We start from the raw sequence: 19293 nt of genomic DNA on the forward strand, positions 1-19293 counted from the left end.
CGATGGACGGCAGCAGTCTCAATCCCGTGGATCTCGTCGTTCTCGCCGTGGTCCTGCTGTCGGCCCTGCTGGCCTTCGCCCGCGGCTTCGTGCGCGAGGTGCTGTCGATCGCGGCCTGGATCGGGGCAGCGCTGGTCACCCTCTGGGGCTTCAACGCCGCGGCGCCCATCGCCCGCGCCTATGTCGAGCAGCGCTACCTCGCCGACATCGCCACGGGCCTCGCCCTCTTCACTCTGGCGCTGATCGCCTTCTCGATCCTGACGCACTCCCTGTCCGCGCGGGTGCAGGACAGTTCGCTGTCCGCCATCGACCGCTCCCTGGGCTTCGCCTTCGGCGTGGTGCGCGGGGCCGCGGTCGTCTGCCTCGCCTTCCTCTTCACCACCTGGCTCTGGCGGCCGGAAGAAGAACCGGAGTGGCTGCGTTCCGCACACACCCGCCCCATGCTCGCCAGCGGGGCGGAGATGCTGCGCACCCTGCTGCCGGTACGGCCGGGCGATGGAACACCTTTGCCGCCTGCCCCCGGCCGCGACATCGGGGTGCAGCGCGCGCTGGAGCTGGAGCGCCTGTCCAATCCCGTGCCGGCAGCCGGCCCCGCGGCCCCCGAGACCAGCCGCGGTTACAGCCAGCAGGAACGCGGACAGCTCAATCAGCTGTTGGAGAACACAGGCGGCCCGGAGGCTCCCCCGGATGGCCGCTGACCCTATGCCCTGCCCAGCCCACACCGACCCCGCGAAAGGCGCCCGGACGATGCTCACGACCAATCCCTTCGACCCCGACATGCAGGACGGCGACAAGCTGCGCGAAGAGTGCGGCGTCTTCGGCATCCTGGGGCCGCAGGACGCCGCGGCGCTCGCGGCGCTCGGCCTGCACGCGTTGCAGCACCGCGGGCAGGAGGCTGCCGGCATCGTCAGCCTTGAGGGCGAGACCTTCCACCAGCACCGCGCCCTGGGCCAGGTGGGCGACATCTTCGGCAGCGAGCCGGTGATGCGCAGCCTGCGCGGCAACGCCGCCATCGGCCATGTCCGCTATGCGACCACGGGGGAGACGGCGCTGCGCAACGTGCAGCCGCTGTTCGCGGAGTTCGAGTTCGGCGGCTTCGCCGTGGGCCACAACGGCAACCTGACCAACGCGAACATGCTGCGCCGCCAGCTCGTCCGCCGCGGCTGTCTGTTCCAGTCCACCACCGACACCGAGGTCATCATCCACCTGATGGCGACCGCCCGTGGCGGCAACGTCATCGACCGGCTGGTGGAGGCGCTGCGCCAGATCGAGGGCGCCTACTCCCTGGTCTGCCTCGCCAAGGGGCAGGTGATCGGCGTGCGCGACCCGCTGGGCGTCCGCCCGCTGGTGCTGGGCCGGCTGGGCGAGCACCCGGTGCTGGCGAGCGAGTCCGTGGCGCTGGACATCATCGGCGCCGACTATGTCCGGGACATCGAGCCGGGCGAGATGGTCGTGCTCGACGAGGCCGGCGTGCAGAGCTTCCGCCCCTTCCAGAAGGCACCGTCGAAGTTCTGCATCTTCGAGTACATCTACTTCGCCCGCCCCGACAGCCTGGTGGAAGGGCTGTCCGTCTATCAGGTACGCAAGCGGATCGGCGCCGAACTGGCCGCCGAGAGCCATGTGGACGCCGACCTGATCATTCCGGTGCCGGATTCCGGCGTGCCGGCCGCCCTGGGTTATGCGGAGCAGAGCGGCATCCCCTTCGATCTGGGCATCGTGCGCAACCACTATGTCGGCCGCACCTTCATCCAGCCGACGGACAAGATCCGCCGCCTGGGCGTGAAGCTGAAGCACAACGCCAACCGCCACCACATCGCCGGCAAGCGCGTCGTGCTGGTGGACGATTCCATCGTGCGCGGCACGACCTCGGTGAAGATCGTGGAGATGATGCGCGATGCCGGGGCCAAGGAGGTCCACATGCGCATCTCCAGCCCGCCGACCAGCCATTCCTGCTTCTACGGCATCGACACGCCGGAGAAGGAGAAGCTGCTTGCGCACAAACACTCGGTCGAGGAGATGCGGCAATTCATCAATGCCGACAGTCTCGCCTTCATCAGCCTTGACGGCCTATACAAGGCGCTGGGCCATGCCGCGCGGAACGGCGCCAACGCGCAGTACTGCGACGCCTGCTTCACCGGGGACTATCCGATCCCGCTGACGGATTACGAGACCAGCCCGGTGCCGCTGTTCGCGGAACGGCGGGCCTGACCCGCCGGAGGGGCGCCCCGCCCGGGGAGGCCCCTCCTCCGGCCGCCGCAGAGCCGCTACCGCACGGCTTTCCGTACCGAACCGCCAGCCAGGCAGGAACCATGACCGAACAGTCTTCCACCGGCCGCCTTGCCGGTCGCATCGCCCTGATCACCGGCGCCTCGCGCGGCATCGGGGCCGCCGTTGCAGAGCGTTTCGCCGCCGAGGGGGCGCACGTCGTCCTGGTCGCCCGCACCCAGGGCGGCCTGGAGGAGGTGGACGACCGTATCCGCGCGGCCGGTGGCACGGCGACCCTGATCCCGCAGGATCTCGCCGACCTGGAGAAGCTGGATGTCATCGGCCCGGCCCTGTTCGAGAAGTTCGGACGGCTGGACATCTTCGTCGCCAACGCGGCCCAGCTCGGTTACCACGGCCCGCTGGGCCATGCCGCCCCGAAGGACTGGGACAAGACCTTCACGGTCAACGTCACCGCCAACCACCGGCTGATCCGGACCCTGGACCCGCTGCTGCGGGCCTCCGACGCGGGGCGCGCCATCCTGGTCACCGACCGCGTCGGGCATGTCCCCACCGCCTACTGGAACGCCTATGCGGCATCGAAGGCGGCGGTGGAGATGATGGCCCGTCTCTGGGCGGCGGAGACGCTGCGGACCAACCTGCGGGTGAACCTGCTGGATCCCGGCCCCGTCGCCACGGCCCTGCGCGGCAAGGCCTTCCCGGGGGAAGAGCCGGCCTCCCAGCGGCAGCCGGCCGACGTGGCCGCGGCGTTCGTCGATCTGGCGGCCACGGACTGCACGCGCCACGGGGAACTGGTGACCCTCTGCTGATCCAGGACACGGCCGACGGACGGCGGCCGCATATCTGACCTGTCTCGGACTCATGCCTCAGACTCGCCTGTCGGGTCGGAAATGCAAGCAGGCGTGACCGCCGTCACAGATCGGGGGGCGGGGGCATCTTAGGGTGGGGTCGTTGGTTCCTCGCACTTGGGACGGACGGCACTCCCCCCCCTCCCCACTGCCCGCCTGTCCGATCCCATAGGGCCCGCCGTTTCCCCGACGGCGGGCCCACCTCTTTCCAGGGCCCCCATCCTCCCGTTCCCGTCTGTGCGAAAACCGTCCGCCCTGCGGTCAGGCGCGGGAGCGTTCCCCGGCACGCTTTCCAGGCGGTATCTCCGTAAGGCAGCATGTTTCCAAACAGGGGCCGGGACAACCGGCCACCGGACCGGGAGGAAACATGTTCGACTACGTCGTCGTCGGCGGTGGCTCCGCCGGGTGCGTCATGGCGTCCCGGCTGTCGGAAGACAGGGACGTGAAGGTCTGCCTCCTGGAGGCGGGTCCCCCGGACAAGAGCATGGCGATCCATGTGCCTGCGGGCATGGTCGCCATGATGCGCAGCAAGGATCTCAACTGGAACTACTCGACGGAGCCGCAGAAGCATCTCGGCGGCCGCCGGCTCTACTGGCCGCGCGGCAAGACGCTGGGCGGCTCCAGCGCCTGCAACGCGATGATCTACATCCGCGGCCATGCGCGCGACTACGACGAATGGGCCGAGCTGGGCTGCACCGGCTGGGACCATGCCTCGCTGCTGCCGATGTTCCGCCGGGCGGAGAACAACGAGCGCGGCGGCGACGACCGGCACGGCACCGGCGGGCCATTGAACGTGGCCGATCTGCGCTACACCAACCCGCTGGCCGAGATGTTCCTGCGCTCCGCCGAGGGGCTGGGCTTCCGGCGCAACGAGGATTTCAACGGCCCCGAACAGGAGGGGTTCGGCTACTACCAGGTGACCCAGAAGGGCGGCGAGCGGTGCAGCGCGGCCCGCGCTTACCTGCCGCCGGAGGTGCGCGCCCGGCCGAACCTGACCATCGTCACCGGCGCCCATGCCACCCGTCTGGTGGTGGAGAACGGCCGCGTCGTGTCGGTGGAATATGTGCGCGACGGCGTGCCCGGCTGCGCCATGGCCTACACGGAGGTGATCCTCAGTTCCGGGGCGCTGAACACGCCGCATCTGATGCTGCTGTCGGGCATCGGGCCGGGCGACGAGATCCACCGGCACGGGCTCAAGGTGGTGCATGAGCTGCCGGGGGTTGGCCGCAATCTCCAGGACCATCTGGACATCCGCCCGATGTACCGGGACGGCACCCGGCACTCCTTCTCCTGGAAGCTGTCGGCCCTGCCGCGGAATCTGGTGGAGATCGTGCGCTACATGACCAGCCGGCAGGGGATGCTGACGAGCAACTTCGCGGAATCCGGCGGCTTCGTGAAGAGCGACCCGTCGCTGGAGCGGCCGGACCTCCAGTTCCATTTCCTCGCCTGCATCATCGAGGATCACGGCCGCACCTATGTGACCGAGCACGGCTTCTCCCTGCATGTCTGCCAGCTCCGCCCGACCAGCCGCGGACATGTCGGGCTGCGCTCGGCCGACCCGATGGTCGCGCCGCTGCTGGACCCGAACTATCTGGCGACGGAGGAGGACCGCGCCGCGCTGCGCATCGGGCTGAAGCTGGCGCGGGAGATTGCCAACACCGGCCCGCTGGCCACCGCCAACCAGGGGGAGATCGTGCCGGGGCCGGACGTCACCTCGCCGGAGGCGATCGACGAGGCCATCCGACAGCATTCGGAGACGGTCTACCACCCGGTCGGCACCTGCCGCATGGGCACGGACCCGATGGCGGTGGTGGACCCGGAGCTGCGGGTCCACGGGCTGGACGGGCTGCGGGTGGTGGATGCCTCGATCATGCCGCGGCTGGTCGGCGGCAACACCAATGCCCCCACGATCATGATCGCGGAGAAGGCGGCCGATCTGATCCGCGGCCGGCGCAACCTGCGGCCGGGCGACCTCCAGGCCGCCGAATAGGCTCCCCGGGCAGCCGCGGCGGAGAGCCTTCCCCGGTTCAGTCCTTGCGGTCCGGGGCCTCCGGGTCGGGCGCCTTCGTCCGCATGGTGACGAACTCCTCCGCCGCCGTGGGGTGCAGCCCGATGGTGCGGTCGAAGACCTGCTTGGTGGCGCCGGCATTCATGGCGACGGCCACGCCCTGGATCATCTCCGGCGTGTCGGCGCCGACCATGTGGCAGCCGACCACCCGCTGGCTGGCGCGGTCCACCACCAGCTTCATCAGGGTGCGCTGGTCGCGGCCGGTGAGCTGGTGGCGCATCGGCTTGAAGGTGGTGCGGTAGATGTCCACCGCCCCCAGCCGCTGCCGCGCCTCCTCCTCCGTCAGGCCGCAGGTCGCCACCGGCGGGATGCTGAAGACGGCGGTCGGGATGTTGTCGTAGCAGACATCGCGCGGGTTGCCGCCGAACAGCGTGTCGGCCAGGGCGTGGCCCTCGGCGATGGCGACGGGGGTCAGGTTCACCCGGTTCGTCACGTCGCCCAGCGCATAGATGCTCGGCACGCTGGTGCGGTATCCCCCGTCCACGATGACGGCACCGGCCGCGTCCAGGGCGACGCCCGCCTCCTCCAGCCCGATGCCCCGGCTCATCGGCCGGCGGCCGATGGCATAGACCACGGCGTCGCACTCGACGGCGCTGCCGTCGGACAGTTCCGCCAGCAGGCAGTCGCCTGCCTTCTCGACGCGGTCGATCACCGTGTTGAGCCGAAGATCGATGCCGCTCCGGACCAGTTCCTCCGTCAGCACCTCGCGCACGTCGCGGTCGAAGCCGCGCAGGATCTGCTTGCCGCGGTAGATCTGCGTGACCTTCGCCCCCAACCCGTTGAACATGCAGGCGAATTCGGTAGCGATGTAGCCGCCGCCGGCGACCACGACGCGCTCCGGGAAGCGCTCCAGATGGAACACCTCGTTGGAGGTGATGCCGTATTCCCGCGCCCCCGGCTCGCCGGGCAGTTCCGGCCAGCCGCCGGTGGCGACCAGGATGCGCTCGGCCGTCACCCGCTGGCCGGCCACCTCCACCGTGTGCGGGTCCACGATCCGGGCCCGCCCCTCGAACAGGGTCACCCCCGCGCCTTCCAGCAGCCGGCGGTAGATGCCGTTCAGCCGCGTGATCTCCCTGTCCTTCGCGGCGATCAGGCGGGGCCAGTCATGCGTGCGCTCCCCCACCGTCCAGCCGTAGCCGGCCGCGTCCTCCATGTCGTGGGCGTACTGGGCGGCATAGACCAGCAGCTTCTTCGGCACGCAGCCGACATTGACGCAGGTGCCGCCGAGCCGGCCCTCCTCGGCGAGCCCGACCCGGGCGCCGTGCTGGCTGGCGATACGGGCAGCGCGGACGCCGCCGGAACCGCCGCCGATGGTGAACAGGTCGAAATCGTAGGCTGGCACCGCCGTCCTCCCTCTGCTGCCCGGATCGTCGTCCGCCCCTTGTGCCCCACGCACGGCCCCGGCGTCCACCCCCGCGGCCAGTCCGCGCGGGCGGGCCGCCGGGAGCGACTGGAGGCTGGCCCGCCCCGGCGAAAGGGCCTATCACCCAGGGGAGAAGGGAAGGAAGGAAACCGGTATGGCCATCCATATCGCGGGCGATTTCGCCCTCCGCCGCATGCGTCCGGACGATGCGCCGGGGCTGCTGGCCGTGTGCAGCGACCCGATGGTGATGCGCCATGTCGGCGACGGCACCGTGCTCACCCCGGCCCAGGTGGAGAACTGGATCGCCAACAGTGCGGGCAACTATTCCCGCGTCGGCTATGGCAGCTTCATCGTGGCGGACCCGGTGGACGACCGGGTGATCGGCTGGGGCGGCTTCGTGCCGCCGGGCCGCGAGACGCTGCCGGAGATCATCTACGGGCTGGCGCGCAACCGCTGGGGCCGCGGCATCGGCCGCCGGCTGGCCCGGGCGCTGCTGGATTACGGCTTCCGCGAACAGGGCTTCGCCCGGGTGCTGGCGACCGTGGATGCGGGCAACCAGGCGTCCATCCGCATCCTGGAAGGTGCGGGGATGCGGCACGAGGCGACGAGCCTGGAATCCGGGGTGCCGGTCCGGCGCTACCTGCTGGAGCGCGGGGCCTGGCTGGCCCCGCGGCCCCAGGCCAGCGCCTGACCGGACGGCTCAGCCGCCGCCGGGCCGGGCGTCCTTCCCGGCCCCGTCCGTCTGCGCCCCCTGCGTCTGCGCCCCCTGCGTCTGCGCAGCGTCCTTGCCCTTGCGCGACAGGTCCGCGGCGGGCGAGCCTTCGGGCTGCTCCTGCGTGACCTCCCACATCTCCAGCACGGTGCAGCGCTGCCCGTCGATGATCAGCGCGTCGCCGCCATAGCCGCAGAGCTGGCTGCTGCGGGTGACGACGCCGATCGCCGTCTCGTACTTCGGATCGCCGAAGCAGGCGCCGCTGAAGCGGACCAGATAGCGGTCGCGCACACCGCTGCGGATGATGACATGGTCGCGGTCCACGGGCTGCCAGTCATCCACGTTCCGGGCCCAGGTGCAGGCGGTTCTGTCTCCCCTGACCCGGACCCCGGCGACCGTGTGGATTGCCCCGCCGGGCGGCCCGTCACCCGATGGCGTCGCGGCCGGTTGGCCAGGGTCACCCGGCCGGGCCTGGGCAGGCCCGGACAGCAGAAGCGACAGACCGACGGCCAGCACCGACAGGCCGGCGGCCGGGGACAGCAGCATTTTCATGGTGCCCTCACGACATCGTTCGAACACCCCCTCACGAGCCGGATTATAGAACGGGGCACCCCGTCTGGCGAGAACCGCCGACGGTCCGGCCGCAGTCGTCCGCGGCGACGTCTCAGGTGGCGAAGGATGTCGGCAGCATCAGCAGCCGCGGCGCCCGCGGGGGAAACCCGGCCGGTTCGTCCGTGTATCCCGTCCCCAGGCCGAGCCGGTGGCGGAGCATCTCCCGGATGTCCTCCGCGACGAAGGGTTTGCGCACGAGCGGCAGGTCGGCCGTCAGTTCGTCACCGTCCCCGTCCGGCAGCCAGCCGGAGATCAGCACCACATCCAGCTTGAGCTGGCTGCGGATCTGCCGCGCCGCGTCCAGTCCGTCGGTCCCCTTCGCCAGCCTGACATCCAGCAGCACGAGGTCGGGACGGAGATGGTCGGCCAGGGCGACGCCGCGCGGGCCGGTCGATGCCAGCCCGACGACCCGGCAGCCCGTCTGGGCGGCGAGATTGGACAGTTCCAGCGCCGTGAGCGCGTCGTCCTCGACAATCAGGACCGTCGGCTGCTCGGACATGGCAATACCTCCCGAGGGGTGTCAGCGGGGCGCGCGGAGGCGCGACACCCAGGACAACACCTGTCTCCCCGGAAACGGCCCGCCGCGCGACCTGGGCATTGGGTGGAGCACGGAAGGGGTGCTCCCCCGACGGCACGCACCCGTCCGCGCCGGGGCGGCGCGGACGGGCTGCTTCAGGCGCCGATGCCGCCCATCAGCAGGTATTTGATCTCCAGATACTCGTCGAGCCCGTACTTCGAGCCCTCGCGGCCCAGCCCGCTCTCCTTCATGCCGCCGAAGGGGGCCACCTCGGTGGAGATGATGCCTTCGTTGATGCCGATGATCCCGTATTCCAGCGCCTCCGCTACGCGCCAGACGCGGCCCAGGTCGCGGGCATAGAAATAGGCGGCGAGGCCGTATTCGGTGGCGTTGGCGAGGTGGATCGCCTCCGCCTCGTCCTTGAAGCGGAACAGGGGCGCCACCGGCCCGAACGTCTCCTCCCGCGCCACGGCCATGGCCGGCGTCACGTCGGCCAGCACGGTCGGCTCGAAGAAGCTGCCGCCCAGCGCATGGCGCCGGCCGCCGGTGACGATCCGCGCGCCCTTCGACACGGCGTCGCGGATGTGCTCCTCCACCTTCTCCACGGCGGCCATGTCGATCAGCGGGCCCTGCGTCGCCCCGTCCTCCAGGCCGTTCGCCACCTTCAGCCCGCGCACGGCGTCGGCCAGCCTGGCCGCGAAGGCGTCGTAGACGCCGTCCTGCACCAGCAGGCGGTTGGCACAGACGCAGGTCTGGCCGGTGTTGCGGTACTTGGAAGCGATGGCGCCCTGCACCGCCGCGTCCAGGTCGGCATCGTCGAACACGATGAAGGGGGCGTTGCCGCCCAGTTCCAGGCTCAGCTTCTTCACCGTGCCGGCGCACTGGGCCATCAGCGTCTTGCCGATCTCCGTCGAGCCGGTGAAGGACAGCTTGCGCACGGCGGGGTTGGACGTGAACTCGCCGCCGATGGCGCCGGCCGAGCCGGTGACGACGGAGAGAACCCCCGGCGGCACGCCCGCGCGCTCCGCCAGCACGGCCATGGCGAGCGCGCTGAACGGCGTGTAGCTGGCCGGCTTCACCACCATCGGGCAGCCCGCCGCCAGGGCCGGGCCGGCCTTGCGGGTGATCATCGCGGCGGGGAAGTTCCAGGGCGTGATGGCCGCGGTGACGCCAACCGGCTCCTTGACGACGACGATGCGCGATCCCGGCCGGTGGGTCGGGATCACGTCGCCGTAGACGCGCTTCGCCTCTTCCGCGAACCATTCCAGGAAGTTGGCGGCATAGACGATCTCGCCGCGGCTCTCGGCCAGGGGCTTGCCCTGCTCGGCCGTCATGATGCGCGCCAGATCCTCCTGGTGCGCCAGCATCAGTTCGTACCAGCGGCGCAGCACCTGCGCCCGCTCCTTCGCCGTCTTCGTCCGCCAGGCCGGCCAGGCGCGCTCCGCCGCCGCGATGGCGCGGCGCGCCTCCGCCGCCCCCATGGCGGGGACGCTGCCCAGGGTGCTGCCGTCGGCGGGGTTCGTGACGGCGATGGTCTTGCCGGAGTCGGCGCCGATCCACTGCCCGTCCACGAAGCAGTCCTGCCGGAACAGGCCGGGGTCGGAGAGGCCCAGGCGGGCCGGGGTGCCCGCCGTGGCGGTGTCTCTCGTGGCGGTGTCTCTCGTCGCGGTATCGCTCGTCATGGTGTCGGTCGTCGCGGTGGCCATGGCGTTCCTGTCCCGGCGGGTCTTCTGGCGGCCGCCTCCGGCGGCGGCGTCTTCCACCGACCCTAACAGCCCGCGGCGCCGGATGGGAGCGGCTGCCCGGCCCCCGCGCGCCGAATTCCGCCCGGTCCTGGTTCGGGGGCGCGCCCCCTCAGCCCTTGGCCTTCTCCTTCGCCGCCTTCTCCGCCTGCTTGCGGGCGCGGTAGGAGACGGCCCAGGCTTCCTTGACCACCTGCCGGGTGCGGCCGAAGGCCAGGGCGTCGGCCGGCACCTCCGTCGTGATGACGGAGCCGCCGGCGATGAAGGCGCCGTCCCCGATGCGGAGCGGCGCCACCAGCGTGCTGTTGGAGCCGACGAAGACCCCGGCGCCGATGGCGGTACGGTGCTTCAGGAAGCCGTCGTAGTTGCAGGTGATGGTGCCGGCGCCGATGTTGCTCTTCGCGCCGACGTCGGTGTCGCCCAGATAGGCCAGATGGTTGGCCTTGGCACCGGGGCCGACGCGGCTGCCCTTCACCTCGACGAAGTTGCCGATGTGGGCGCCCTCCCCGATCTCGCTGCCGGGCCGCATCCGGGCGAAGGGGCCGACGATGGCGCCTCTGCGGATGGTGACCCCGGTCAGGTGGCAGAAGGGCAGGATTTCCACCCCGTCCTCCACCGTGACGCCGGGACCGAAGACGACGTTCTGCCCCACCGTCACGTCGCGGCCCAGCCGGGTGTCGGCAGCGAACCAGACGGTGGCGGGATCGACCAGCGTCGCCCCGGCCGCCATGGCGGCACGGCGCAGCCGGTCCTGCATGAGTCCCTCCAGCGCCGCCAGTTCCGCGCGGGAATTGACGCCCAGCGCCTCCTCCGTCGCGCCCTCCACCACGGCGCAGGTCCAGCCGAAGGCGCGCGCCACGGCGACCGCGTCGGTCAGGTAATACTCGCCCTTGGCGTTCTCGTTGCCGATGCGCTCCATGATGGCGCGCAGCCGGCCCCCGTCGAGCGCCATCAGCCCGGCGTTGCACAGATCCAGGGCCCGCTCCTCCGGCGTGGCGTCGAGATATTCCACGATGCGGGCGAGGCCGCCGTCGGCGTCCAGCACCAGCCGGCCATAGGCGCCGGGATCGTCCGGGCGCATCCCCAGCACGACGACGGCCGGATCGGTGCCCGCGGCGCCGACCGGGGTCCGCCGCGCCTCCGCCAGCCGCGCCAGCGTCTCCGCCCGGATCAGCGGGGTGTCGCCGTAGAGCACCAGCACGTCGCCGTCGAAGCCCTCCAGCAGCGGCAACGCCGCGGCCAGGGCGTCGGCCGTCCCCTGCTGGCGCTGCTGCACCACGGTCGGGTGCGGCGCCACCGCCGCGGCGACGCTGTCCATGCCGGGACCGACGACGACGACGATGCGCTCGGGTCCCAGGCTGGCGGCGGCGTCCACGACATGGCGCACCATGGGCACCCCGGCCAGGGGATGCAGCACCTTGGGCAGGTCGGATTTCATCCGCGTGCCCTTTCCGGCGGCGAGCACGACGCAGGCGAGACGGCGGTCGGTCATCCTGTTCTCCTCGTTCCCCGATCGGAGTGCGAAGGATGCGGACGTGCCTTCGCCCCCGCGGTCCCCTATCTTGCAGTCGGGCGGGGTCCCGGGAGGCTTGTGCCACAGGCCACCCGGTCCGCCAAATCCAACTTTCGCGCCGGTCCGCTTCCGGACCGGCCCGTTCCGAGAGGGTGTCATCCGGATGAGAGCCCCGACCCGGTTTCCCGCCCTGCTGTTCGATTTCGACGGCACCCTGATCGACAGCGCACCGGAGATCGGCTTCGCGCTGAACGGCCTGCTGGCCGAGCGCGGCCGCCCGCCCGTGACGGAGGCGCAGATCCGCCAGTTCGTCGGCGACGGCGCGGCGAAGCTGGTCGAGCGCGGCTTCGCCGCCGGCGGCGACCCGCTGCCGGAGGAGGAGCTTCCCGTCGCCGTGCGCCGCTACCTCGCCCTCTATGCCGAGGTGCCGGCCGTTCCCGGCTCGATCTATCCCGGCGTGCCGGAGACTCTGGAACGGCTGGTCGCGGCCGGCCACCGCCTGGGCCTCTGCACCAACAAGCCGGAGGGGATCAGCCGCACCCTGCTGCGCGACCTGGGGCTGGGGCCGCGATTCGCTGCCGTGGTCGGCGGCGATACCCTGCCCCGGCGCAAACCGTCGCCCGACCCGCTGCTGCACGCGCTGGAGACGCTGGGCCATGGCGCCGACCGCGCCGTCATGGTGGGCGACAACGGCAACGACGTGAAGGCGGCCCGAGCCGCCGGGATGCCGGTCATCGCCGTCTCCTACGGCTATCCGCGGATGCCGGTGGTGGAGCTGGGGGCGGACCGGGTCATCGACCTGTTTGCGCATCTGCCGGAGGCGCTGGAGAGCCTGGTGGACTGACCCGCGTTCCTTTCGCGCCGCGCGCCACCCGGACCGCCTCGGCCGGGGACCTGCGGGTCAGAGCGGCGGCAGCCCGGCCGTATCCCCGGGTCCCATCCGCTCCAGTCCGGACAGGTGGATCATCACCGTGCCCAGGGGACTCGACGCCTGCAACCGCACCGGCACCGGCGGCCCCTCCGGCACCGGCCGGCCGACCCAGAAGACGGGCGTGGTGTCGCGCGCCCGGCGGGCATCGTCGTCCCGGTCGCGCCGCTGCGCCTGCCGCTCCTTCCAGCGCCCGGCCAGCGGCTTGAACTCGATGGCGCAGGCCACCGCCTCGCCGGCAAAACTGGAGATGTCGTTGGCCGGAAGGGTCTCCCGGCCCCGGTCGGCGAAGATGAGATCGTAGCGCTGGCGCCCGTCATAGACGGGCACTGCCCCGCCGCAGCCCCGCCCCGCCGCCACCGACTCCAGGGCGGCGACGATGGCGGTCATGGGATCGACGGTCGCCGGCCGGAGATGCTCGGGCACGGGTTCACGGTCCTCCTCCGGCGGCGGCTCCACCAGGGCCAGCCGGGGCGTGCCGTCCTCGTATTCCAGGACCGTGTTGCGCGCCTTGCTCCGCCAGACGCTGAGAGCGCGGTATTCCTGAGGCTGCGGCAGCCCCGCCCCGTCCAGGCGGCCGTGCGAGGTGATGTCCGCCCGCCAGTCGGCCACCCGGCCCAGGAAGCCGTCGGTCGCCGCCCGCATGCCGATCCGGTAGCTGTCCCGCACCAGAGCAAGGTGCGCTTCGGCATCCATGACGTGGATGCCGCCGACATGGACCGCGTAGGACAGCCGGTAGCCACCCGCCGGTCCGGCCGCCGCCGGATCCTCCACTGCGGCCGGCAGGGCTGCAGGCGGGACGGCCAGAAGCACGGTCAGGGCGGAAACGGCGGTGCGAAGGGAACGCATGCGGAACCTCCCGGCGGCGATGCAACGAAGATAGGGCCATGGACCGCACCTGCAACGGCGCATCCGGGACGTCCGGCGGGGACCGACAACAACGGCTGCGATCAGTGGCTGCGATAAGTGGTTGACAGCCCCCGTTCACCCGCCCTATATCACCGGCCCACGACGGATGGGCGCGTAGCTCAGCGGGAGAGCATCGCCTTCACACGGCGGGGGTCGTAGGTTCAATCCCTACCGCGCCCACCATCCGTCCCCTCCTCCGGACAATCTGTATCTTCCACACCATGGGCACCCGCTCAGGGTGTTGCCTGCCGTGCCGCCACGTCGGTGCGCTCCGGCGTCTCCACCGCGACACTGCGGGGCGGCGGCTCGCCCTGGCCCGGCGGCAGGGGGCCCCGGCCCGATGCCGGCCCGCTGCCGCCGCGCGGCGCGCTGGGGACGGCATAACGGTCGTTCAGGCGGCGCACCTCGGCGGACACCTCGGCATGGATCTCGCGCAGGCGCCTGTCCGTGGCCGGCCCCCAGCCGACGGGCGTGCTCCGCGGAATCAGGGGCCGCCGCGTCGCCTCCAGGAAGGCCTCGCGCACCGACAGCCCGAAGGCGCCCAGCTTCGCCGGCAGCGACCGGGCGATTCGGGACGCCGCCGCGCGGGCGGTGACCACGCGCACGGCCAGCACCAGCAGCAGCACGGCCGCGATGGCGATGTAGGGCCACGGCTCCTGTGCCAGCAGCCCGATCCCTCCTGCCCCGACGGCCGCGGCGATGACGGCGGCGACGCCGACGACCAGAGCCGCCAGCGTGGCGATGCCGGTGGCCCGGCGCCAGCGCCGCAGGGCGTCGGTGAGGCGCGGCACGGCCTCGTCCCGCACGTCCTTTGCAACCGATTCCAGCCCGCTGGCGACACGGTAGCCGCGGACGGACGGGATCTGCTGGATGCGCAGCCGGATCTCCGCCATGTCGCGGCGACTGATCTCCTGAAGGCGGGGATGCACCTCGGCACTGCCGGCGGCCCGCTCGCTGTAGATCGCGTAGAAGCGGCCCCCCGTGATGCCGACCCCGGCCAGCGCCCGCTGCCAGGCGCCCACCACCTCCTCAAGATTGTCCTCGCGCGCCGTGGCGTCGATCTGGTTCAGCACGAACAGGAACTTGGTGGCGTCCGGCCGGTCCTTCACGCGCGCCACCAGCTTGTCCAGCGTGTCGCGCATCACTCCCGGTTCGGGCTTGCGCGCGTCGAAGACGACCAGCGCGAGGTCCGAGAGGTCGAGGATGTGGTCGATCAGGCGCAGGGTGGAGGCGCGGTATTCGTCGCTGTCGAAGCCCGGGCTGTCCACCAGGATCAGGCCTTTGACCTCTTCCGCCGGCACCGTCTTCAGCGCCAGGAAGCGGTCCACCATCTTGCCTTCGCCGGGCACCACCTTCTCGATCTCCGCCCCCATCTGGTGGAAGGGGAAGCGCGGGTCCACGTCCAGCGCGGTGCCCGGCAGTTCGCGCAGTTCGTTGCCGTGACAGATCACGGTGAACTTGTCGTCCACCGCCTGATTGCCGGTCCGCTGCACCGGCTGGCCGAGGAAGTCGTTGAGGATCGTGGATTTGCCGGCCGAGTAGAGGCCGACGGCCGAGATCACCGGCCACCAGCCGATGCGGTTCGTCAGCGTCTCCTCCGGGCCGATCAGGCGCAGGCGCCGCAGCACGGCATCCATGCGGCTGTAGGTCTCGACCAGGGGCACAAGGTCCGGATTCTCGGCCCTCAGATGATCCCGGAGGCTGTCGATGCGCGCGTCCGCGGCGGTGCGTGCCATCAGTTCGGTTCCCCGTCAGTTCGGTTCCGGTCGTGTCGGTTTCCACCCGCTGCATGAACGCCCGGGGCGCGGGATCGTGCCGTGGCCGGTGCGCGCAAAACGCCGGAAGCCGGTCCGCAGGCCGTCGGGCGCGTGCCGGAACCGGCCGGCCCGTGCGGGTGTTGCTGCCCCGTGACCGCACTGCGCCATGACCCGAAGGGGGAGAACCCGATGGAAATCCTGTGGACCCTGATCATCGGCCTGCTGGCCGGGATCGTCGCCAAGTTCCTGATGCCCGGCCGCGATCCCGGCGGGTTCATCATCACCACGCTGCTGGGCATCGCCGGCGCCTTCGTCGCCACCTATCTGGGGCAGGCGATCGGCTGGTACAGGGCCGGCGAAGGGGCCGGATTCATCGGTGCCGTCGTCGGCGCCGTCATCCTGCTGGCCGTCTACCGCATGGTCGCCGGACGGCGGAGCACGACGGTCTGAGGCGATGACCGCCTGACGCCACACCCGCGTTTCAGCCGCCGTCCGGGGTCTCCGGTTTGGCGCCGATCCGGCGGGACCGCCACTGCCAGGGCGGTTCCACCCGGCCGGCCCACATGCCCCGGCGGCGGCTGATCGCCTGGGCCTCGATCGCGGCATAGTCCTGGGCGATGCGGCGATAGGCCAGGGCCCAGCCGGCATTCACCATCATGCCCGCCAGATCGCGCCCCTCCACCTTGCAGACGCCCAGCTTGGCGGTTCCAACGCTGGGCTTGATCTCACAGCTCACCTCGCGCCCGCCGATCAGACGCTCCAGCGCGAGCGACGACAGCGCGAAACAGTCGTAGCTCTGGCCGCGGACATTCTCGCAGGTCTGGCCGCGGTCGGGCGCGTCGATCCCGAACAGACGGATCTCCGTGCCGTTGACGCTGACGGTATCGCCTTCGACCGCCTTGGCCGTGCCGGCCACCGTCTCGGCCCGCGCCGGCCCGCAGGGCAGCGCGCTCCCTGCAAGCACCGCACCGGCCAGCAGGGCCGGCACCGCCCTTGCCCGTAGCCCCGTCATAGCAGCCGGGGCTCCCGCGGCCCGCCCCCGTCCGGCCCGTCTTCCGCTTCTCTCTCTTCCGACAGGGGGCGGATGCAGGCGGCATCGTCGTTGCGCACGGCATTGACCCGCGGGGACACGGGCACGGTCCCCAGCAGATCGTCCGCCGCCGGCCGCAGCAGGGCCAGCGCCTCTCCGACCGGCGTCGCCGGGTCCAGCCAGCGGCCGCGGTCCGCCTCTGCCAGGATGACGGGCATGCGCCCGTGCAGCGGCCGCAGGGTGGCATTCGCTTCCGTCGTGACGATGGTCGCGGTCAGCAGCGGCGGGTCCAAGGGCAGCTCCCCCTTCGGGCCGTGCCAGCTCTCCCACAGGCCCGCGAAGGCCAGCAGACCGCCGTCGCGGCGGCGGATGTAGTGCGGCTGTTTCCGCCCCGCCGCGCCCGACCATTCGTAGAAACCGTCCGCCGGGATCAGGCAGCGCCGATGTTTCAGCGCCTCGCGGAAGGCCGGCTTCTCCGCCAGCGTGTCGGCACGGGCGTTGATCAGGCGGGCGCCGATGCCGGCATCCTTCGCCCAGAAGGGCACCAGCCCCCAGCGCATGGGAACGAGCCGGGCCGCGGGACGAGGGTCCGCCCCTGGCTTCCCGGTGCCGTTCGCCCCGTCACACCTGTCGCCCTCCTCCGACGGCGGGCGCGCGCGGATGACGGCGATCTCCTGCGTCGGCGCCACGTTCCAGCGCGGCGCGAGGTTGGGGCGTTCGGGCACGCCGAACAGCCGGGCCAGTTCGGCCACGGGTGTGGCCATGACGAAGCGTCCGCACATGGACGCGATCCTACCAGCCCGTCTGCCGCCCGGCCAGCCGCGGCGGCCCCGTCAAGCGGCCCCGTCAAAACGCTGGACATGCCGGCGGCGCTGGTGATGCTCGGGAGTCCGCCCGCCGCCGCCCCTGCGGCCGGCGCCGTTGCAGGCCGTTTCTTGACAGGCTGACCCGATCGTGACGACAGACGTTCCGCCCCCCGCCCGACTTCTCGGTGCCGTCCGCGCCATCGCCGAGAAGGCCGGCCGGGCCATTCTGGAGGTCTACCGGCGGCGCACGGGCACGGAGGCCGGGGGGGGCACCGGGGACGCGGGAGCCTGGGCCACCGCCACCTGGAAGGCCGACGGCAGCCCGGTGACGGCCGCCGACAAGGCGGCGGAGGCGGCGATCCTGCCGGCCCTGCGGCAGCTCACGCCCGGCATTCCCGTGGTCTCGGAAGAAGCCTTCGCCGCCGGCGACATCCCCGCCGTGGCGGACAGCTTCTGGCTCGTCGATCCGCTGGACGGGACGAAGGAGTTCCTGCGCGGCAACGGGGAATTCACGGTCAACATCGCCCTGATACGGGACAGCACGCCCGTGCTGGGCGTCGTGCATGTCCCGGTCGGCGGGGCGACCTACGCGGCGGCCGGGCCGGGCACGGCCGTTCTCGGCCTGCCCGGGCAGCCGGACGCCGCGATCGCCGTCCGCCCGCCCCCGGCGGAGGGGCTGACCGTGCTGCACTCCCGTTCGCATGCCGATCTGGAGGCCCTGGCCCGTTGCCTGGAACGCCATGCGGTGCGGGAGAAGCTGGTGCTGGGCAGTTCGCTGAAGTTCTGCCGCATCGCGGAAGGGGTGGCCGACCTCTACCCCCGGCTGGGCGGCACGATGGAATGGGACACCGCCGCGGGCCATGCCGTGCTGGCGGCCGCCGGCGGCCGGGTGGAGATGCCCGACGGGAAGCCCCTGACCTACGGCAAGGCGGGCTTCGCCAACCCGCACTTCCTGGCCCGCGGCGGCTGACCCGGACATGCGGCGGACACATTTGCAACATTTTGTGACGGAGCGGACATTCATTTACCGCTTTTGATACCGGACTTGGACATACTCTCGAAACCTTGATTTAAGACATTGCGGCTACTGTCCTCACAGGGACGAACAATGGTGGCCGTCATGCAGACCGCTCAGCTCGACAAGGATCTTCCGACGCCGTTCGGCCGGGTGACCACCGTGCTGATCTGGGTCGTTCTGCTCACCCTCGCCTGGTCGCTGCCGGTGCTGGATTACGTCCGCACGGCGCAGGAGCGGCAGAAGGTCGAGTCCGGCTTCTACTATACGCCGAAGATGCCGGCCGAATGGTACGTGCAGCGCAGCGAGCCCTGACCGGGGCCGGTCGCGCCGACCGGCGCTCCCGCAGCGGACGGACCGCTTGACGCGACGGGGGCGGCCCCCATCTCCCCCGGATGACGGATGATCTTCCCGGAACCCTGTCCGATGCCGCGCTGCGGGTGCTGACCATGTCGGCACCGGCGGAGAAGGTGCGGCTGACCCGCCGTTTCGCCGCCGCCTGGCGGGAGGGGCGGATCGGAACGGTCGGGTCGGTGCCGCCGCCCTTGCGCCCGGCCCGGCCGGAGCGTCCGGTCCTGCTGCCGCCGCGGGAGATGCCGCCGCGCCGCAAGGCGCAGAGCGTTGCCGGGCGGGTCGCCCTGCTGCACGCCCTGGCGCACATCGAACTGAACGCCATCGACCTCGCCTGGGACATCGTCGCCCGCTTCCATGCCCTGCCGGACGGCGCCCCCCTGCCCCGCGCCTTCTACGACGACTGGGTGGGCGTGGCCGACGACGAGGCGAAGCACCACGCCCTGCTGTCGGAACGGCTGGCCGCCCTGGGGGCCGCGTATGGCGATCTGCCGGCCCATGACGGGCTGTGGCAGGCGAGCGAGGCGACGGCGGGGGACCTGCCCGCCCGTCTGGCCATCGTGCCGATGGTGCTGGAGGCGCGTGGCCTGGACGTCACCCCGGGCATGGTGGAAAGCCTGCGGCGGGCCGGGGACGACGCCTCCGCCGACGTGCTCCGGATCATCCATGACGAGGAGATCGGCCATGTCGCCGCCGGGCGGCGCTGGTTCGGGGCCTGTGCCGCGGCACTGGCGCGGGAACCGCAGGCCTTCTGGCAGGATCTGGTGCGGCGGCATTTCGGAGCCGGGCTGAAGCGGCCCTTCAACGAGCCGAGCCGCAGCCGCGCCGACTTCCCCGCCGACTGGTACGAGCCGCTGGCCGTGGACTGATCCGCCCCCGCTTCCAGGCGTCTGATACCG

At 71.5% G+C, this 19293-nt stretch carries 19 protein-coding genes and 1 tRNA gene; 11 read left to right on the forward strand and 9 right to left on the reverse strand.

All coding sequences use genetic code 11. The features are described from left to right. The first annotated feature begins 2 nt into the window (after positions 1 to 2). From RC1_RS07590 to RC1_RS07605, 4 genes are all read left to right on the forward strand, one after another. Positions 3 to 698 (forward strand): CvpA family protein, encoded by a 696-nt coding sequence (locus RC1_RS07590; protein ID WP_012566772.1) that lies wholly within the window; start codon positions 3 to 5, stop codon positions 696 to 698. A gap of 49 nt (positions 699 to 747) precedes the next feature. Further along, positions 748 to 2208 carry an amidophosphoribosyltransferase gene (purF, locus tag RC1_RS07595; protein ID WP_012566773.1) on the forward strand — a complete coding sequence of 487 codons (1461 nt, stop codon included), beginning with the start codon at positions 748 to 750 and terminating at the stop codon, positions 2206 to 2208. 101 nt (positions 2209 to 2309) lie between these two features. Then, positions 2310 to 3032 carry an SDR family NAD(P)-dependent oxidoreductase gene (locus RC1_RS07600; RefSeq protein ID WP_012566774.1) on the forward strand — a complete coding sequence of 241 codons (723 nt, stop codon included), beginning with the start codon at positions 2310 to 2312 and terminating at the stop codon, positions 3030 to 3032. Between the two features lie 406 nt (positions 3033 to 3438). Further along, on the forward strand, positions 3439 to 5061 hold the full coding sequence (locus RC1_RS07605; protein WP_012566776.1) for a GMC family oxidoreductase: 1623 nt from the start codon (positions 3439 to 3441) through the stop codon (positions 5059 to 5061). Between the two features lie 37 nt (positions 5062 to 5098). On the opposite strand, the gene gor is transcribed toward RC1_RS07605, so the two are convergent. Beyond that, positions 5099 to 6481, reverse strand: coding sequence for a glutathione-disulfide reductase (gor, locus tag RC1_RS07610; RefSeq protein WP_012566777.1), 1383 nt, complete (start codon positions 6479 to 6481; stop codon positions 5099 to 5101). A gap of 175 nt (positions 6482 to 6656) precedes the next feature. On the opposite strand from gor, the gene RC1_RS20005 reads away from it, so the two are divergent. Next, entirely contained in the window at positions 6657 to 7193 is a 537-nt protein-coding gene (locus RC1_RS20005) for a GNAT family N-acetyltransferase (RefSeq protein ID WP_012566778.1), read from the forward strand. 9 nt (positions 7194 to 7202) lie between these two features. Here the strand turns inward: RC1_RS20005 and RC1_RS07620 are convergent, their stop codons facing one another. From RC1_RS07620 to glmU, 4 genes are all read right to left on the reverse strand, one after another. Beyond that, on the reverse strand, positions 7203 to 7766 hold the full coding sequence (locus RC1_RS07620) for a DUF6491 family protein (protein WP_148213410.1): 564 nt from the start codon (positions 7764 to 7766) through the stop codon (positions 7203 to 7205). A 112-nt stretch (positions 7767 to 7878) separates the two neighbouring features. Continuing rightward, positions 7879 to 8325 (reverse strand): response regulator, encoded by a 447-nt coding sequence (locus RC1_RS07625; protein ID WP_012566780.1) that lies wholly within the window; start codon positions 8323 to 8325, stop codon positions 7879 to 7881. A gap of 173 nt (positions 8326 to 8498) precedes the next feature. After that, complete coding sequence (gene gabD, locus RC1_RS07630) at positions 8499 to 10025, reverse strand: NADP-dependent succinate-semialdehyde dehydrogenase (protein ID WP_012566781.1); 1527 nt, start codon at positions 10023 to 10025, stop codon at positions 8499 to 8501. A gap of 172 nt (positions 10026 to 10197) precedes the next feature. After that, on the reverse strand, positions 10198 to 11577 hold the full coding sequence (gene glmU / locus RC1_RS07635; protein ID WP_012566782.1) for a bifunctional UDP-N-acetylglucosamine diphosphorylase/glucosamine-1-phosphate N-acetyltransferase GlmU: 1380 nt from the start codon (positions 11575 to 11577) through the stop codon (positions 10198 to 10200). Between the two features lie 184 nt (positions 11578 to 11761). Between glmU and gph the strand changes: the two genes are divergently transcribed. Continuing rightward, the gene (gene gph / locus RC1_RS07640; protein ID WP_012566783.1) at positions 11762 to 12442 is read left to right on the forward strand and encodes a phosphoglycolate phosphatase; all 681 of its coding nucleotides are present in this window, start codon (positions 11762 to 11764) and stop codon (positions 12440 to 12442) included. 57 nt (positions 12443 to 12499) lie between these two features. On the opposite strand, the gene RC1_RS20010 is transcribed toward gph, so the two are convergent. Beyond that, complete coding sequence (locus RC1_RS20010; protein WP_012566784.1) at positions 12500 to 13375, reverse strand: DUF3108 domain-containing protein; 876 nt, start codon at positions 13373 to 13375, stop codon at positions 12500 to 12502. A gap of 168 nt (positions 13376 to 13543) precedes the next feature. Here RC1_RS20010 and RC1_RS07650 point away from each other — a divergent pair. Further along, positions 13544 to 13618, forward strand: a tRNA-Val gene (locus tag RC1_RS07650). 50 nt (positions 13619 to 13668) lie between these two features. Here the strand turns inward: RC1_RS07650 and RC1_RS07655 are convergent. Next, a complete protein-coding gene (locus RC1_RS07655; RefSeq protein WP_012566785.1) occupies positions 13669 to 15171 on the reverse strand; it encodes a dynamin family protein in 1503 nt (500 codons plus the stop codon). A gap of 210 nt (positions 15172 to 15381) precedes the next feature. Here RC1_RS07655 and RC1_RS07660 point away from each other — a divergent pair, with 210 nt between their 5' ends. Beyond that, positions 15382 to 15642, forward strand: coding sequence for a GlsB/YeaQ/YmgE family stress response membrane protein (locus RC1_RS07660; RefSeq protein ID WP_012566786.1), 261 nt, complete (start codon positions 15382 to 15384; stop codon positions 15640 to 15642). Positions 15643 to 15673: 31 nt separating this feature from the next. On the opposite strand, the gene RC1_RS07665 is transcribed toward RC1_RS07660, so the two are convergent. After that, on the reverse strand, positions 15674 to 16204 hold the full coding sequence (locus RC1_RS07665; protein WP_012566787.1) for a thermonuclease family protein: 531 nt from the start codon (positions 16202 to 16204) through the stop codon (positions 15674 to 15676). Continuing rightward, entirely contained in the window at positions 16201 to 17004 is an 804-nt protein-coding gene (locus tag RC1_RS07670; protein WP_012566788.1) for an SOS response-associated peptidase, read from the reverse strand. The genes RC1_RS07665 and RC1_RS07670 overlap by 4 nt, the downstream gene beginning before the upstream one ends. A 172-nt stretch (positions 17005 to 17176) precedes the next feature. Between RC1_RS07670 and cysQ the strand changes: the two genes are divergently transcribed. The 3 genes from cysQ (at position 17177) to RC1_RS07685 (ending at position 19263) form a co-directional block, all read left to right on the forward strand. After that, complete coding sequence (cysQ, locus tag RC1_RS07675) at positions 17177 to 17998, forward strand: 3'(2'),5'-bisphosphate nucleotidase CysQ (RefSeq protein ID WP_012566789.1); 822 nt, start codon at positions 17177 to 17179, stop codon at positions 17996 to 17998. 150 nt (positions 17999 to 18148) lie between these two features. Then, positions 18149 to 18358, forward strand: coding sequence for a hypothetical protein (locus tag RC1_RS07680; RefSeq protein WP_148213411.1), 210 nt, complete (start codon positions 18149 to 18151; stop codon positions 18356 to 18358). A gap of 80 nt (positions 18359 to 18438) precedes the next feature. Continuing rightward, entirely contained in the window at positions 18439 to 19263 is an 825-nt protein-coding gene (locus RC1_RS07685; RefSeq protein WP_012566791.1) for a ferritin-like domain-containing protein, read from the forward strand. Positions 19264 to 19293 lie beyond the last annotated feature (30 nt).

It is taken from the genome of Rhodospirillum centenum SW, from assembly GCF_000016185.1.
Taxonomy (GTDB): domain Bacteria; phylum Pseudomonadota; class Alphaproteobacteria; order Azospirillales; family Azospirillaceae; genus Rhodocista; species Rhodocista centena.